Origin of the sequence: Pseudoalteromonas sp. ND6B (assembly GCF_000764215.1) — a bacterium.
Classification (GTDB): domain Bacteria; phylum Pseudomonadota; class Gammaproteobacteria; order Enterobacterales; family Alteromonadaceae; genus Pseudoalteromonas; species Pseudoalteromonas tetraodonis.
In genome coordinates, this window is the sequence record NZ_JQFL01000078.1 from 40,526 (window position 1) to 56,275 (window position 15,750).

At 37.8% G+C, this 15,750-nt stretch carries 15 protein-coding genes; 6 read left to right on the forward strand and 9 right to left on the reverse strand.

Features of this window, described 5'->3' with window-relative positions:
* Nucleotides 1–205 precede the first annotated feature (205 nt).
* Nucleotides 206–1,834 carry a diacylglycerol kinase family protein gene (locus ND6B_RS02700; protein WP_033104146.1) on the forward strand — a complete coding sequence of 543 codons (1,629 nt, stop codon included), beginning with the start codon at nt 206–208 and terminating at the stop codon, nt 1,832–1,834.
* A 42-nt stretch (nt 1,835–1,876) separates the two neighbouring features.
* On the opposite strand, the gene ND6B_RS02695 is transcribed toward ND6B_RS02700, so the two are convergent.
* Complete coding sequence (locus ND6B_RS02695; RefSeq protein WP_008464342.1) at nt 1,877–2,185, reverse strand: VF530 family DNA-binding protein; 309 nt, start codon at nt 2,183–2,185, stop codon at nt 1,877–1,879.
* A 97-nt stretch (nt 2,186–2,282) separates the two neighbouring features.
* The gene (locus ND6B_RS02690) at nt 2,283–2,585 is read right to left on the reverse strand and encodes a DUF1496 domain-containing protein (protein ID WP_033104147.1); all 303 of its coding nucleotides are present in this window, start codon (nt 2,583–2,585) and stop codon (nt 2,283–2,285) included.
* 104 nt (nt 2,586–2,689) lie between these two features.
* Between ND6B_RS02690 and ND6B_RS02685 the strand changes: the two genes are divergently transcribed.
* Nucleotides 2,690–2,923 (forward strand): TIGR02647 family protein, encoded by a 234-nt coding sequence (locus ND6B_RS02685; protein ID WP_008112333.1) that lies wholly within the window; start codon nt 2,690–2,692, stop codon nt 2,921–2,923.
* Between the two features lie 9 nt (nt 2,924–2,932).
* Here ND6B_RS02685 and maiA read toward each other — a convergent pair whose 3' ends face one another.
* Complete coding sequence (maiA, locus tag ND6B_RS02680) at nt 2,933–3,562, reverse strand: maleylacetoacetate isomerase (protein ID WP_033104148.1); 630 nt, start codon at nt 3,560–3,562, stop codon at nt 2,933–2,935.
* Nucleotides 3,563–3,569: 7 nt separating this feature from the next.
* Nucleotides 3,570–4,871, reverse strand: coding sequence for a homogentisate 1,2-dioxygenase (hmgA, locus tag ND6B_RS02675; protein WP_033104149.1), 1,302 nt, complete (start codon nt 4,869–4,871; stop codon nt 3,570–3,572).
* Nucleotides 4,872–5,023: 152 nt separating this feature from the next.
* On the opposite strand from hmgA, the gene ND6B_RS02670 reads away from it, so the two are divergent.
* Nucleotides 5,024–5,455: a MarR family winged helix-turn-helix transcriptional regulator gene (locus ND6B_RS02670; protein WP_033104150.1), complete on the forward strand. Its 432-nt coding sequence runs from the start codon at nt 5,024–5,026 to the stop codon at nt 5,453–5,455.
* A gap of 48 nt (nt 5,456–5,503) precedes the next feature.
* On the opposite strand, the gene ND6B_RS02665 is transcribed toward ND6B_RS02670, so the two are convergent.
* Both ND6B_RS02665 and ND6B_RS02660 read right to left on the reverse strand, forming a co-directional pair.
* Nucleotides 5,504–8,668: a TonB-dependent receptor gene (locus tag ND6B_RS02665; protein WP_033104151.1), complete on the reverse strand. Its 3,165-nt coding sequence runs from the start codon at nt 8,666–8,668 to the stop codon at nt 5,504–5,506.
* 254 nt (nt 8,669–8,922) lie between these two features.
* Complete coding sequence (locus ND6B_RS02660; protein ID WP_033104152.1) at nt 8,923–9,789, reverse strand: S1/P1 nuclease; 867 nt, start codon at nt 9,787–9,789, stop codon at nt 8,923–8,925.
* Nucleotides 9,790–10,025: 236 nt separating this feature from the next.
* Between ND6B_RS02660 and ND6B_RS02655 the strand changes: the two genes are divergently transcribed.
* Together ND6B_RS02655 and ND6B_RS02650 are read left to right on the forward strand one after the other, a co-directional pair.
* A complete protein-coding gene (locus tag ND6B_RS02655; protein WP_033104232.1) occupies nt 10,026–10,895 on the forward strand; it encodes a hypothetical protein in 870 nt (289 codons plus the stop codon).
* On the forward strand, nt 10,895–11,842 hold the full coding sequence (locus ND6B_RS02650) for a hypothetical protein (protein ID WP_033104153.1): 948 nt from the start codon (nt 10,895–10,897) through the stop codon (nt 11,840–11,842). Before ND6B_RS02655 ends, ND6B_RS02650 begins: the two co-directional genes overlap by 1 nt.
* A gap of 170 nt (nt 11,843–12,012) precedes the next feature.
* Here ND6B_RS02650 and ushA read toward each other — a convergent pair whose 3' ends face one another.
* A complete protein-coding gene (ushA, locus tag ND6B_RS02645; protein WP_033104154.1) occupies nt 12,013–13,632 on the reverse strand; it encodes a bifunctional UDP-sugar hydrolase/5'-nucleotidase UshA in 1,620 nt (539 codons plus the stop codon).
* Between the two features lie 75 nt (nt 13,633–13,707).
* On the reverse strand, nt 13,708–13,902 hold the full coding sequence (locus ND6B_RS02640; protein ID WP_013463154.1) for a hypothetical protein: 195 nt from the start codon (nt 13,900–13,902) through the stop codon (nt 13,708–13,710).
* 295 nt (nt 13,903–14,197) lie between these two features.
* On the opposite strand from ND6B_RS02640, the gene ND6B_RS02635 reads away from it, so the two are divergent.
* Entirely contained in the window at nt 14,198–14,941 is a 744-nt protein-coding gene (locus tag ND6B_RS02635; RefSeq protein ID WP_013463156.1) for a peptidylprolyl isomerase, read from the forward strand.
* 310 nt (nt 14,942–15,251) lie between these two features.
* Here the strand turns inward: ND6B_RS02635 and ND6B_RS02630 are convergent, their stop codons facing one another.
* On the reverse strand, nt 15,252–15,671 hold the full coding sequence (locus ND6B_RS02630; protein WP_033104155.1) for an MAPEG family protein: 420 nt from the start codon (nt 15,669–15,671) through the stop codon (nt 15,252–15,254).
* Between the last annotated feature and the right edge of the window lie 79 nt (nt 15,672–15,750).

Sequence of the window (15,750 nt, forward strand, 5' to 3'; positions counted from 1 at the left end):
ACTGAGTACGATGTTTTAGCGTGAAGTCATTCCTTTTTATATTATAAAAGCATTGATTAACAGTGGGTTATAGCCAATTGATGTGATATCAACGCCGGTGGCGAAACGACAACAAACAAGATAAATTGCTTTTTTGGCGTATTATTTGCTAGTTAGAACTATATTAAAGGCGCTAATATGGCGCTGCCAACTTAAAGGAGAGCACATGTGGGCTGCAGTCAGTTATCTTGTAACAGCATTAGTATTTATAGTACTGGGATTAAAGGTTAATTCTGTTTACTTCGCGGTTGCATTTTTTTGGACGGCGCTGTCGCTGATATTGGTCAGCGGTGCTTATTTTTTTAATGCGGGGAAAATATTCAGAAAGCGAGAAAATGGCGTTATCCCTTTTTACATTCGTTGGGCATTTGTTCCTTTTTTGTTAGGTGCACAAATTTATAATGCATGGTCACGCAAACACGATAAGGTACCCCCAATTCAACAAATAAACGATAACTTATTTTTAGCATGTCGTTTGTTTCCCTCTGATATAGATACATTAAAAGAAAATGGCATTACCGCTATTTTAGATGTGACTTGTGAATTTGATGGACTTGAGTGGACATCTACCCAAGAAAATATTAGTTATTTAAACATTCCTGTTCTTGATCATAGTGTGCCTACTCACTCGCAATTAAACCAGGCAATTAACTGGATCCACCACCATATAAAGAAAGACCGTCGTGTTGTGGTGCATTGTGCATTAGGTCGCGGACGTTCGGTGTTTGTTATGGCAGCGTATTTATTGAGTCAAAATAAAGAAGCTGATGTACATGACATTCTTGCTCAAATCAAAGAAACACGTGAAACAGCCAATCTTAATAAACGCCAATTACGCCATTTAGTTAAGCGCCACCGTAAGGGTGAGCTACTGATAAAAAACAAAGCGTACTTAATTGCTAACCCGGTATCAGGTACTAAGTTGTGGTCTGAAAAAGAGCATTTAATTATTGCGCGTTTATCTGCGTATTACGATTTAACCATTTTAAAAACTACGCCAGAACAAAATGGCATTACATTGGCTAAACAGGCTATAGAAAACCACCCCGATATTATTATTGCTTGTGGTGGCGATGGAACTGTAACTGAGGTTGCCAGTGTGTTGGTGGGTACGTCTTGTCGATTAGGAATAATACCACTGGGCACAGCAAATGCGCTCGCTCATGTATTAATGGGGATAAAATCTAAATTTATTCCTGTTGAGCAAGCATGTGATTTAATCATTGATGGTCAAGCTAACCTTATTGATACCGCGTATTGTAATGATGAGCTGATGCTATTATTAATTGGTATTGGCTTTGAGCATGCAATGATTGAAAAAGCGGATCGAGAGTCTAAAAATAAATCAGGTCAACTTGCTTATTTAAATGGTTTTTTACACTCATTTGGCGAAAATAAAGCGCAACAGCTGATAGTTAAATTAGATGATAATGAGCCTGAGACTATTAATACAAATAGTTTTATTGTGGCAAATGCTGCCCCATTCACTACGTTATTAGCGCAAGGGGGCGGGCAACCCGACCACCGCGATGGGTTATTGGATGTAAATTGGCTAACGCCAAACAAAGATAATGAAACCACGGTATTAAGTATTGCTGAGCTGATGTTTAGCAGTATTACGCAAACGCATCTTGCTATTAACTCGCATTATACCAATGCAAAACGTGTAGAAATAAGCGCAGATGAAACGCTAAATTACGTGATTGATGGCGAGGTTAAATCTGCAGATAAAGTAGTGGTAAGTATCCACCCAGCATCGTTAAATGTAATATGCCAAGAGCAAATAACTGATTAAAAAGGCGTAAGTTGTTACGCCATTGCTATTTTTTTGAGCCTTTTATTTTTTAATAGAAGGCCATACAAAACCCGATGTATCAGGTTGTGAAGATTCAGATTGCTTAGGTTTATTTCTAGGTTTACGTAACGGCTTGTTATTAATGGTATGAATATAAAGCGCTTCTACTTTATCCCTTGCCCAAGGCGTTTTACGTAAAAATTTTAAGCTTGATTTTATACTTGGCGAATCGGTAAAACATTTGATATTTACTTGCTCGCCCATTGCTTTAAAGCCTAAACGTTGTTCTAGTTCAACAAGGATTTGCTCTAAAGTTACCCCATGAAGCGGGTTTTTTGGTTGATTATTCATAGTCACACTGCTTTTTTAAACTCCATGTATTGTAACGTATACCGCCGCATCTTAATAGTTTGGAGATGGCTGGCAGATTCCAGATTGTTAATCTTGATTAATTTACGGTAATAGTAGAGGGCTTCTTAGGATAAATAAGGTTACCTTGCTTATCAAGCTTTAGCCACATCAACTGACTGTTGTTATGTTGGGTGTATTTTGCAGCACAAATAAGCGTAACAGAATGAACCTGCACTATGGCACCTTCGCTATAGCGTTTATTATCATACCAGCACTCAGTGTTTGTGTTTATAAGCTGGGTAGCATCAACAACAGGAAGCGTTTTTATTGTGTTAGCGTAGCTTAAAGCTGAAAAACACAAGCATAAAACAGCAATTATAAAAGTAAAATAATAACGCATGAATAACCTCAAGGTGTTTAAAATAACTACACTTAGCAAAAAAACATGCTAGGGTAAGTAAGACAACTTCAGTAAAACACAGAACAATAAAAAGGTGAACACATATGCTATTTAATCAAACGATGATTGACGAATTTACACTACTTGCCAAATTCCCACGCGAAAGCAAAATGCAGGGAATTAAACTTCATTCTGATGCTGAACCCGCCTTACTAAGCGCAGCACAACGTTTGTTCGATAAAGGGGTTATAGATAGCCCAGATGGCGGTTATTTAACCGAACTGGGCTTAGATTTAATTGAGCATGTGACGGTAATACACAGTGCACTTAAAAGTTAATTTACTCTATTAGTTTGCATCAGGTTGATTTTCAGGGGCTGCATCAATAAAGGCTGCCAACTCATTACAACGCTGATATATGGCTGCTATTTTAGGGTAGGCAGCCATATCTACTTTAAAACGAATGGCATTAAATACCTGCGGTACTAAACATACATCAGCTAAGCTTGGCGACTCGCTTGCGCAAAATGTATTTTTACTATCGAGCATGCGTTCTATTTTTTCAAAACCCACTTCAACCCAGTGGCGGTACCATTTATTTTTTGCTTCATCATCAACATTGAGTTCACTACTTAAATACTTAAGCACACGTAAATTATCAATCGGGTGAATATCACACGCAATTGCATAACTTAAATTGCGAATATGTGCTTTTTGCCATGCATTACCAGGCAGTAATGGTGTTTCAGGGTATTGCTCTTCAAGGTACTCTAAAATTGCTAGAGATTGACCTAATACGCCGTCTTCTGTTTCTAAAGCAGGTAAAAGTCCTTGGGGGTTTTTCTGTAAGTAATCTGTGCTTTGTTGCTCTGATTTTAGTAAGTTTACCGGCACCAACTGGTGATCAATATTTTTTAGGTTTAATGCGATGCGCACACGATACGCTGCAGATGAGCGAAAATAAGTATAAAGCTTCATAATCTAATTACCCTTGATTGCCGTTAAAGTGTTTTTTAATTGTGCGCCAGCAGTCAGTGTAATTAGCTTGGCGCTCTTTACCTTCTAATGCGTATTTAGTCGGCGATATCACATAACGTGACTCAAACATAAACGCCAGCGTATTATCGTAGCGTTGTGGTTCTAAGTCCGCGTTTGACGCTTTTTCAAATACATCCGCCTCAGGACCATGCGGCGACATACAGTTATGTAAGCTCATCCCTCCAGGTACAAAACCATGCTCTTTTGCATCATAAACGCCTTCAATTAAACCCATAAACTCACTCATAATATTACGGTGATAGTAAGGCGGGCGGAAGGTGTTTTCAGCCACCATCCAACGCGGTGGGAAAATAGCAAAATCGATATTTGCAACGCCTTCAGTGCCTGATGGCGAGGTTAGTACCGTGAAAATTGATGGATCGGGGTGATCAAAGCTAACGGTATTCATGACATTAAAGCGAGCCAAATCGTATTTGTAAGGCGCACTGTTACCTGTCCAAGCAACAACATCAAGAGGAGAATGACCAATATCACAACGAAACATATTGCCATTAAATTTAGCAATCAGTTCAAATTCGCCTTCAATGTCTTCAAAAGCCGCTACTGGATATTGAAAGTCACGGTCATTAGCATAACCATTTGCGCCAACAGGGCCGCGCTCAGCAAGAACATAAGCATGGCCGTAGTTTTCACAAATGTACCCACGGGCTGTGTCAGTTAATAATTGAACCTGAAACTTAATGCCGCGCGGAATGACCGCAATTTCACCGGCTTTAATACTTAAATGCCCACACTCAGTTTTAAGTAATAACTCGCCGTGTTGTGGTACAAATAACATTTCGCCATCGGCGTTATAAAAAAAGCGTTTGTCCATTGATTTGTTGGCGACATAAACATGAATGCCAATACCGGCTTGCCCATTGGCGCTGCCATTTGCAGCCATAGTGATCAGCCCATCAATAAAATCAGTAGGTTCTGCTGGTATATCAATGGGATCCCAACGAAGCATGGTGGGCGGCGTTGGCACTTCAGTAATAGGTGCTGTTCTAATTAAGCCATTGTCTATGGCTGTGTAATCGCCTTGTACAACTGATGGACGAATACGGTACATCCACGTGCGGCGGTTATCGGCGCGCGGAGCGGTAAATGCAGTGGTACTAAATTGCTCTGCGTATAAATCGTATTTTACTTTTTGCGGACTAAATTGACCAATCGGTAATGCACCAGGCAGCGCTTCGGTTTCAAATTCATTGCCAAAGCCGGTCATGTAGTTTAATTGTGTCGCCATTACTGACTCCTGTAGAAATGGGGGAGTGTTATATTTTTGTTATTTACGCTAAGATACTCTCAAGTGAGACTAATATCAAATACACTGATTATGACCGTTGTAAATAAAAGTGAACAGATAAAAGTCGTGTGTAAATAAATAAGTGATTCAATATGAAAATAGATTTAACGACATTTTTGCCCTATCAATTAACGCACTTAGCAACACAGGTAAGTAATGATTTTTCGAGCATTTATAAAAAAGAGTTTGATTTAACTATTCCTCAGTGGCGAATAATGGCTAATTTAGCTCAATCAGGCCAAAGCACAGCAAAGCAGTTATGTACTCAAGCAGATATGGATAAGTCGACGGTATCAAGAGCGGTAAAAGCGCTGATAGATGAAGGGCTTATCTATAGCGAGTTAAATAAGCATGATAAGCGCGCTGCATTTTTGATGTTAAGTGATAAGGGCATGGCTTTATATGAAAAAATAACGCCACAAGCATTGCAATGGGAGCAAGCATTATTAAGCTGCCTGTCAGATGATGAACAACGCCAGTTAATCGCTATTTTTGATAAATTAAAAAATAAATTACAGGCATAAAAAAGCCCACAAAGTGGGCTTTTAAATAGACTAATTTAATTAATCAAATTAGAACGTGTAACGAACACCTAACTTAATTTTATATGTTGAATCTTCAGCTTCAAAAGTGAAGTCATCATCTATTGGGTTACCTATCAAATATTGACCAGTGTTTGGGTCTATATCCATCGCTATTACATTACGAGTGCCGAAGTCTTGACGATATACTTTACCTTTTGATGAATCAATAAGGTTTAGTAGATTGTCTACAACGAAGTAAAACTCGCCGCGATGATCTTTAGAGAATCCAGGGATCTCTTGAGAAACATATAAGTCCATTGTCGTGACCCATGGAGCGTTGCTAGCACTTCTATCAACAAAGCCGCCAGCATAACCAGAAAGGCCTAACTTCTCGAAGTGAGCAAGCACTTCAGCTTCTGTTGCTCCATCTTCATAACGAACATTTGGATCGTTTTTAGTTGGAACATAAGCTAAATAGTTACCACCATAAGTATTACCACCTGAAGGTTGAATTAAATCTTGGTCAAAGAATCTACCTCCAGTTAAATTCCTAAGGTTTGCTAGATGACTATAAGCTGCCCCTGAGCGACGCTCAATAAATAAGTTAAAGTTAGTTTTGTAGTTCTCAATAAGTTCCGCAGAATAACCTAAGTTCAATACGAATCTGTGTTCAGTCTCGTAACTTGATGTTCCTATTTGAGTTTGTTGGTGATCACCAAAGTGTCCATAACGGTAATTACTTCTGGCCGTCGAAGAGCCACCTGGGTTACCCTCAGTTACATCTTGATAAGTATATGAAGCATCAAATTTAAAGCCATTTAAGTATGACTTTGATATTCCAGTACTTAGAATAATAGATCGCCCGTCTTTTTCAGCATTAGTAAGCATTATTTCTAGCTCACGCGTGTCATAAAATGGTAACGCTCCATCAATCGTTGAACCGACTACATCACCCTCTTGTAATAAAGCAGCATTAACCCACTCAGCCGTATTCTCTTTCTTAGTATATATAGCAGTAGAGGTCCAAGCGACATTATCTCCAATCACAGGGATATCAAGCGTAACGTCAGTGTTAAGCATATATGTCCATTGAGATGGAATATCAAAAGTTGGATCAATAAAGTTTGATGGTGAACCACTAGTACCACTGTTTATAGCTGCAATAGCATCAGGGGTAGGGTTATTAAGCGCATTTTCAGGCAAGAAAACATCTCTATCAGAAAAAGTTTGCTTACTTGTTCCATCGTTAGAATACGAGTTTGAAATCCAAACATTAGGATTACCACCTGCGTAGCGACCAGCGCTACCTCTAACAACCACATCATCAGTTGCTCTATAGGTAAAGCCTAAACGTGGTAAGAAAATATCAACACCATCAAGGTTAAAAGTATTATCGTAACCAGTTCTATCTAATACATCTTGATTAAATGTAGGCTTATCATCTGAACCTAATCGCTCATAACGTAGACCTGCCGTTAGAGTCAGATCATCACTATAATCCCATGTATCATTAACATACAAAGCAATATCTTTACGAGTAAAACTCGCGGCAACTGCTAAAGGATCATTACCTACGCCATTTTCATAGCTGTATCGAGATGCAATTCTATTTTCAAAATCCTCCAAGCTATCAAAGCTAATTACACCCTTAGAGCCAGGCAAATATTGGTTTTCAATATCTAACACATCGTACTTAATACCAAACTCTAGAGTATGCTCGTCAAGTAAGTAGGTACCATCAAGTTTAATAGTGAAGAGATCATTTTCTAGCGAGTTTGAATGGCGAGATTCATCAGATCCGAAAGCAATAGCACCTTCTTCCCCATCATTATCTACATCAAGATTATTAATCGTAATGTCGCCAAGGCCTAAACCACTGTTTAACGAAACTTGCCCAGTTTCTACAGACTTTTTCGTAACACTTATTTGTGAAGAAAATTCATCAGTCCAATCAGAGTAAAGTGTAGAACTGAAGTTGTTAAGTTTTTCAAACTTATTATACCAGTGTGTATCTAGTTTTAATTCTCGGTTACTACTAGTCATATTTCTAGTATTGTTACCTTCATTATGCATGTAGACTAAGTTTGCACGATGATAGTCACTAATGTTCCAGTCAATCTTAGCTATATACTTTTCATCTTCAAGCTCAGGTTGAGTATCTGTACTGCCAATATCATTAATACCATACACATCGTTTGCGATTTTTCTAACTGCTTCTAAATCGGAACTGGTTACAGTTGTTTTATTTGTTCCTACACTGCTACCCGCAATTCCATATTCAAGCTGTTGTGGTGACTCAAACTTTTCATAAGCACCAAAAAAGAATAACTTATCTTCTAATAATGGGGCACCGAATGAAAACCCATAGTTTTTCTCTTCAAAATCAAGTTCAAGCTTTTCCCCATCACTATTTTTTGGTGTACCAGCCCAATCACTACTCAGTTTTTCGTAAAAAACTTTACCATGCAGCTCATTAGTACCTGTTTTGAATACGGCGTCAACGTTTCCACCTGTAAAGCCGCTTGACTTAGCGTTAACAGGAGCAACAGATACAGAAACTTGATCTAAAGCGTCTAGTGGAAAAGGGTTACGTTGGGTAGGATAGCCGTTGTTGTTAAGACCAAAATCATCGTTTAAAGGAATGCCATCGACTGTTATCGAGTTAGTTCTTGGATTTGAACCAGCGATAGTCATGGAGCTCTCGTTACCAGGCTGAACAACGACTAGAGGATTATTTCTAACTATATCCTTAATATCACGACCAATGCTAGGTACAGATTGAATAGCATCTTCTCCAAAGTAAGAGTCATTTGCAGAAGAGTTAAAAAAAACAGGAGTTCCTGTAACGACAATAGATTCCATATCTGTACTAGATAATTGCTGATCTATCTGTCTAACTTCACCAAGAGAAAGGTAAACATCCTCTATTTGAACATCTCTAAATACTTCAGAGTCGATAACAATTTTATAAGGGCCACCTACACGCAAACCGGTTGCGTTATATGTACCTGACTCATTTGTTGTTACTACTCTGCGAGTACCTGTAGGTTCATGGACAAGTATTAGTTTTGTATTTGCAGCAGGGCTTCCGCTCGGGCCAAAAATCTGACCTTTAACTGATGAAGTCGTATCACTTGCGAATGCAGCGCCACTAGCACTTATGCATGCAGCTATCGCAAGTGATAAAGCCGTTTTGCGAACTTGAATTTTCATTTAATTTTCCCGTGTAGTTAAATAATTAAACTTTTTATATATTTTGTCGTTATTGTCAGCGCCTCAACGAGGTTATGACTTAAGCACTTAACATTATACTAACTTTTCTATCTCAAATGAAATATAAAAGCTAATTAATAGGTACTAACTTACAATATTTAAACCAACTAGATTAGTCTTCAAAAGTAAGATGAGTATACTAAGCATAATTTATTACATATTCATTAAATTAAATATAAGACATCAACTTATAACTAATTAGTTCGTAAAGAATTCTTTTTATTGTTTTCGACATCGAAAAGTTTTTTTGTAGTAGGATCAAATAATGTATTTAACAATCCAGCTAAGCGAATTCCAGCTTGTTGCAAGCGGGTTTTCACAATAGGGGTGTTAGTGAAAATATAGTCGTAGCTAATATTCTCATCTGTTGATTTGTATATTTGTAAAGCAAGGTTATGTGACTCTTCAAGCCAACTTGTTGGCGTGCTATGTAAATACTCGCTAATTAGTTCGCTGTTGTTGGTATTTATAAATTGAGCATATTCAGTAAAAGATAAATTTTCATTTTCTACTAGCTTAGTATCCCACAAGCTATGAAGATTGGTTTGTTGGTTGAAGAAAGAAACCTTAATGCGATTACCGCCCCTATCTTCAGCTCTACCTGCATGAAATGGTTGATGGCTGTCGCCGACTAGGTGCACTAAAAAACGTAAACTAAACTGCTTTGCTGCAAGGCTTGCTTTATCATCTTTCAATACTTGAATTGAATAGTGAATGCCTTCTAATATGTTTGTTACTGATTCTTTATGTTCAGTGTGGTCGTGGTTAAAGCTAAATTTTGCATTGTCATCTGCATTAATATAGTGCCAGCGTGATGACTTTTTTTGCCAAAAATCACCTGGTGCAGAGCGCATTTCATCTGGCCATGTGGAAACCTGTGCTAAAGATTCACCGTTAAGATAAGGAATAAGTGCAGCTTTGGTGGTTTCGCTTATGTGCGACTCTGCAATTTTTCCAACAACGCGGTGGCCGTTTTGCCCCCACGCATTACAGTCTGTGCTTGCAAATATTGCACTAATTAAAAGTGTTAATGAAAGCGAATATTTTACATTTATCTGCATCGAGGCATCCTAGTAAGTGTGATATCTAATTTGTAAAAGCTTATAAGGTCAATTGTCCTCATTTTTTGTATTGATAGAAAGGACTCAATAAAATTCATATTTTCTTATTTAAAATTAATTAAAATCAAAAGCTTAACTTTGATGGGTAAAATTACCTATTGTAATAAGTAATTAAAATTGTTCAAATGAGTTATTACTCTATTTTAAATCGGTGTTTTTTGAATATTAAAAAGTTAATGTTGCATAAAACAGCAATTGTTACATTTATGTTTATAGCGTTGTTGTTTAGTTGGTTTGCAGGTCAAATAGTTGTGGATGAAAAAGAAATAGCCTTCCCAGTGATGATAGAAACATCAACGACATGCCAAACAACAGCAACGGCTAATCAAAATCAGCTTATAGTATTTACACCCTCAAAGTATGTTGCTCAATTACTCACTCAAAACCTATGTGATGATAAGGTTGTTGCTAAACAATATGGCTCTGTTATTGGCTATTGGGGATATAGAACCGTTGATAGCTTAGAGTTTGTAGGTAAAGGTATTGCGGATTTAATTTTAGCTAAGAATAATATTATGGAAGCGTTTAGAGCTGAGACGACTTACAATTATCAGCCAGTGGTGGGCTTTTCAGATTACACTGCGTTCTTTATATCTTCAAAAGAAAAACCACTGATCACGAAACAATACTTTTTAGATAAAAAAATAGGCTTACTGGATTACCCTACCAGCCGCTCTGGACATATTTTGCCAAAACAAACATTTAAGCAATTAGGGCTTAATGTTGCTCAGCTAAAAATAACCTATGCCAGCTCACATAATGAATTGCGGGAACTACTGGCAAACGGAGAAGTTGACCTTATTGCCTCTTTTTGGAGAGAAAGTGATAGTAAGCGCTTCTCAGAAAATTATATTACGCCTATCAGCAGTAATATTGCAGGTACCCGTTGGTACTTAAAAATGCAGCATAACAATACTGATTTACTCTGTGCTGTACAGTCTCACTTATTGAGTATGTCTAAAGAACAATCGTTTCAATATTATCAAGATGTTGAGCCATATTGGCAGTGCAACAGTTACCCCGTTACCTTTATAGGGGAATCGTAATGAATAGGTTAATATGGATAATATGCACAATTTTTTTATTCTTGGTTTTCTCGTCTGTTTTTTATATTTCGACAATGCAAAAACAACAGCAAGTAAATAAATTACAAATAATACAAATAGAAAAACGAATCGCTTTAGACTTACCTTTGTTAGATTTATCTAATGAGCTGCTTAAACACTCAGGTAATAAAGCAGCTTTACTTAATTATATTCAAACCTTAAACACCTTTATTGATAGTACCGGTATTGAGGTTGTAGCTATAACGCCACAACATGAATTTGATGCTTCTTTAAAAACTTCCACAGAGTTTATTCGAGAGTTAAATAGTAATAATGGTGTGGTGTTTATTGTTTTGTCTTTGAGGCAGCCGTATTTTACGCGTGATGTGGTAGCTATTTATGGGATGCTTTTTATTCTTAGTATATTACTAACATACTTAATAAAATTGGCCTATATTAAAAAAAGTGATGAAAAACAGGTTGTTCACGCAGAATCAAATACTACAGAGTCAAAACCATTAACCCTGATTATTGATTTAAAAAGTAAAACATTATCGAGTAGCGTTTCTTTGGAGCACCAAGTAGCTTTGGCAAACAAACCTCTATGTTTTTATTTAGCGCTTGTGGAATACTGCACTAACAATCCAGAGATCAAGCTTAATCATAACAAGAATGTACCCGAGGAATTGATAGAGCTTGCCAATAAGTATTTCTATCGTTTAGTTGAGCTTGGTCATACAGTAAGAAAACGTCCAAACTTTAATAACAGTCTAGAGAAAACATTAAGTGAAATTCGTGCGGCACTGGATGACGTGTTAAATGATTGCCCTGAACAAAAGGGATTATACTACCCACCGAAAGCATTTGGAGAGGGCTCACGCTCACGAATGCACAGTTATGGGTTAGCAAATGTGGGTCAAGGAAATATAGAAATAATAGGAAAGTAATCGTGCTTTGCTACTTAACCATAACTCTGATTAAGAGAGCTACCAACTTAAATAGAGTGTGAGAGGTTTGTGGGTTGAAGTGCGCTTAAATTGGCTTGGTGATAACATAAACCTGAATTATGAGTGTCATTACTATATCAATGACACTCATCACTGTTCAATACAGATTACTATTTAGGTGCAAACTCATGTGCATCAACAGGGCTGTGCTCTGCAAAAAATCGTTTTAATGCCTGAGCGTCCGTTTCATCGGTGCTTACGAATCCTTTCATGTGAGTAATTTTAGGGTAACTATCGCCACCAGAAGCATTATATTCATTAATACTCATGCGGTATGTTTTGTTTATATCAAGCGGCTTGCCGGCGATGAACACGTTAGTTACTTGGTTCTCTTTAAGTTCAAAGGCTAAGTTGTGATATTGCATATAGGCACCAGAGTCTGGTGGAAAACGTGTCACGACATTTAAATAGGTTAAAATATCATTGCCTTTGAAATCGATATAAGCGACACGGTTTTTAAAAGGCTGTACTTTGAGTATGTCTTTATAACTCACGTCACCCGCATTGATGCTATCGCGAACACCGCCACCACTGATAATGCCAAAATCGGCACCTACGGTATTCATTTGCGCTTGAATAATAACGCGAGCAAGGTTAGTTTGCTCAAAGCGTACTTTGTTACGATCACCCTCGAGTCTGTCATTCACAAAGCCAATTTTACCTTCAATTTGTTTTGCCCCTTTTTGTTGGTACGCCGCTAAAAAGGTTTGTAGCGCTGGATCTGGTTTAATGTAATTTGCGGCAAGTACGGATTTTACGCTACCGTCTTTTTGCTTTTTATCTACGTATAAATTAACGGGCAATAATTGATAACTTAGCAGTGATAATTGACCGTTTTCTAATTTAAACTCCGCTTTACCCACATACTTACCCCATTCATGGGCTTGCATTATCCAGGTTCCATTTTGTTGATCAGGTTTACAGGCTAAACCTGGCTTAAAATTCTCATCTGTGACATTTTCTGCAGCCATACACACTGGCTCTTGGGAATGGCCACCAATAATCATATCAAGGGCATTTTTATCTAAAGAGCGGGCAAGTGTGACATCACCTGGGGCATTTATTCCATAATTGGCATCTACATAATGCCCCATGTGCGTTACCGCAATAGTAATATCGGGATTGTATTTTGCTTTTAATGTTTGGGTAAGTGAGGCGGTTATTTCAACCGGATCTTTAAAATCTAAGTGGCCAATGTATTGCGGGTTACCAATTTTAGCGGTGTCTGTCGTTGTTAACCCAATTACAGCAATTGTTAAGCCGCCTTTGTTGAATATTTTATAACGTTCAAAGATAGTTTCATTAGTTTGTTTATCAAAGATATTAGCCGATAAAAGAGGGAAATTAGCCCATTGCTGTTGCTGTCTTAATACACTTAATGGATTATCAAACTCGTGGTTACCTAGTGCCATTGCGTCATAGCCAATTTTCGACATGCCTTTGAAATCGGGCTCAGCAAATTGTAGATCTGATTCAGGAATACCGGTATTAATATCGCCACCTGATAATAATAAAACCTGATGCCCTTGTGCTTTTGCATCGGCTCTTAGCTGGTCGATTAGGGTTTTACGCGCAGCCATACCATATTCGCCTTTTTCATTATGCCAAAAACGACCATGATTATCATTGGTATGAAGAACAGTTAAATAGTGTGCTGCAGGTTTATTGACAGAGTCACTGGCACAGCCATATAAACCAAGAATTAAAATGAGAAAAACAAGAGTACGCATAAAATACCTATCGATTAACAAAACTCAGTATAGTAGGCGGCTAGTTTAAACTAGTTCGAGGTTAAAAAAACGCACTTATTCATATTTTTCAGCCAATGAGACTTCACGTTGCTGCTCTACAACCCGTTTTCTGCGTGCGAGCTCATCATGTGCGTATTGAGATTTTTGATGATTTACATCAATCATCCATTTCAAAAAGCTGACGGGAAGCTGGGTGTATGGTTCACCTTGGTGTAGCCCAAAGTCACAAATAGTCGTGTTGTTTGCCATTATATTTACTCCTATCACTGTGTAGGCTGATGATAACAAAAAAAGAGTGATTGATAAGGGGCTTTTTAAGTACCTTGCTAGGCTTAAAGTTAATAAAAAAAGAGTCACCGTGATGTACACCAAGGCACTCAGACAATTAACTCTCCATAACGTGTTTTAAATTAAAATGTAAACAGTTGTAACTGCAGTGTAATTACTTTGATATGAATTGTAGCGTTAAGTACTTATGTATCGATTTATAAAATGAATAACACTACTCTATGACGCCTAATGACAATAAAAAATAGGAATAATAATGAAGAAGCTTATCTTAGCGTCAATTTTAACTGCAGCGAGCTTTTCAAGCGCAGCAACCATAGTCGAAATGCAAACGAGCCAAGGAACGATAGAAATTAACTTGTTTGATCAACAAACACCTAAAACAGTAGAAAACTTCCTAAGTTATGTTAATGATGCAGCGTATAACCAAACAGTAATACACCGCTCTGTTGATAAGTTTGTCATTCAAGGAGGAGGTTTTACTTTTTCTGACAAAATGGATCCCATTACAACCAAGCCAGCGGTTATTAACGAACCTGTTTACTCAAATGTAAAAGGCACAATTGCCATGGCAAAGCAGGGCGGCAATGAAAACAGCGCCACTAGCCAATGGTTTTTTAATATGAGTGATAACAGCCAAAACTTAGATTTACAAAATGGTGGGTTTACCGTTTTCGGACAAATAACAGCACAAAGCCAAGAAACTTTAGATAAAATAGCGGCCTTAGTTCATTGTGCAGAGGTACCATTGGTTGGTATTACTAAAGAGCAATGTTCAGATGAAAATGTGGTTATTAGTAATCAAAACTTAGTATCAATACAAACGGTGGTTGTGCTTGATGACGATCCTAATTCAGCACAAAATTTAACACCTAAAGAGAATACATTAATTGATAACGTAGAAGTGACACCACCACAAAGTTCAGACTCTAGTGGCAGTATGGCATGGTTATTAGGCGCACTATTGCTTGTAGCACCTAGGTTAAAACGCACTAAATAAGCCGTAAAAATAACGGCGACTTATCATAGCCGCCGTTTTTTTAGTTAGGGTCTGTTGATCTTTGCGGATTACAATTTGTTCAAACTAGGGGCGGTTTAATCGCGGCGCGAGGTTTGTAACCTAGTGGGCTAAGTAAAAACCGAGCAACAAAGAGTAAACCGCCCCTAGGCAGAACCCGAAGGGCACCGCCTGTTTGGCATTGATGCTGCGTTATCGCCTATTTATGGGGAATAACCACACCACATAGGCTCTGCCTTGCCTAAATACCAAACAGACTGCTGCAAATTTAACCTTGAAAGGTCATCAGACCCTAGTTGTAAAGTACGCTCACCAGTAACATTACCCACATTACAAACACAGCTAAGCAGCCTAGCAAAAATACTCTAAAACGGGCTCTTAAATGATTACTACCAAGGTGAATGATGCTATGAATAATGCGTGTTGCTACAAATATACACACCAATACTGCAATAGGGACACTCGCCATATTAAGCTGTAAAGCAAGTAAACAACCCGCATAAAAAAGCACAGGTATTTCAAATTGATTGCTAAAATTACGATCAGCGACTCTGACATGATCGCCCGCATTATCAAGTCGCATAGCAGCAAAGTCACTTAACTGTATGTGTTTGTTTTTAGCCGCCGCAAAACGTCGTTTTCCCATTATTACCATCACAACTAATGAAAGTGTTACCTGAACGAACATGGCTATTATTATTATCTTTTCCATAACTTACCTTATTATTTATATTAACTATTCACAATGTGTTACACAATTAAGTACTAATTAGTAGCATAGTATTAATTGA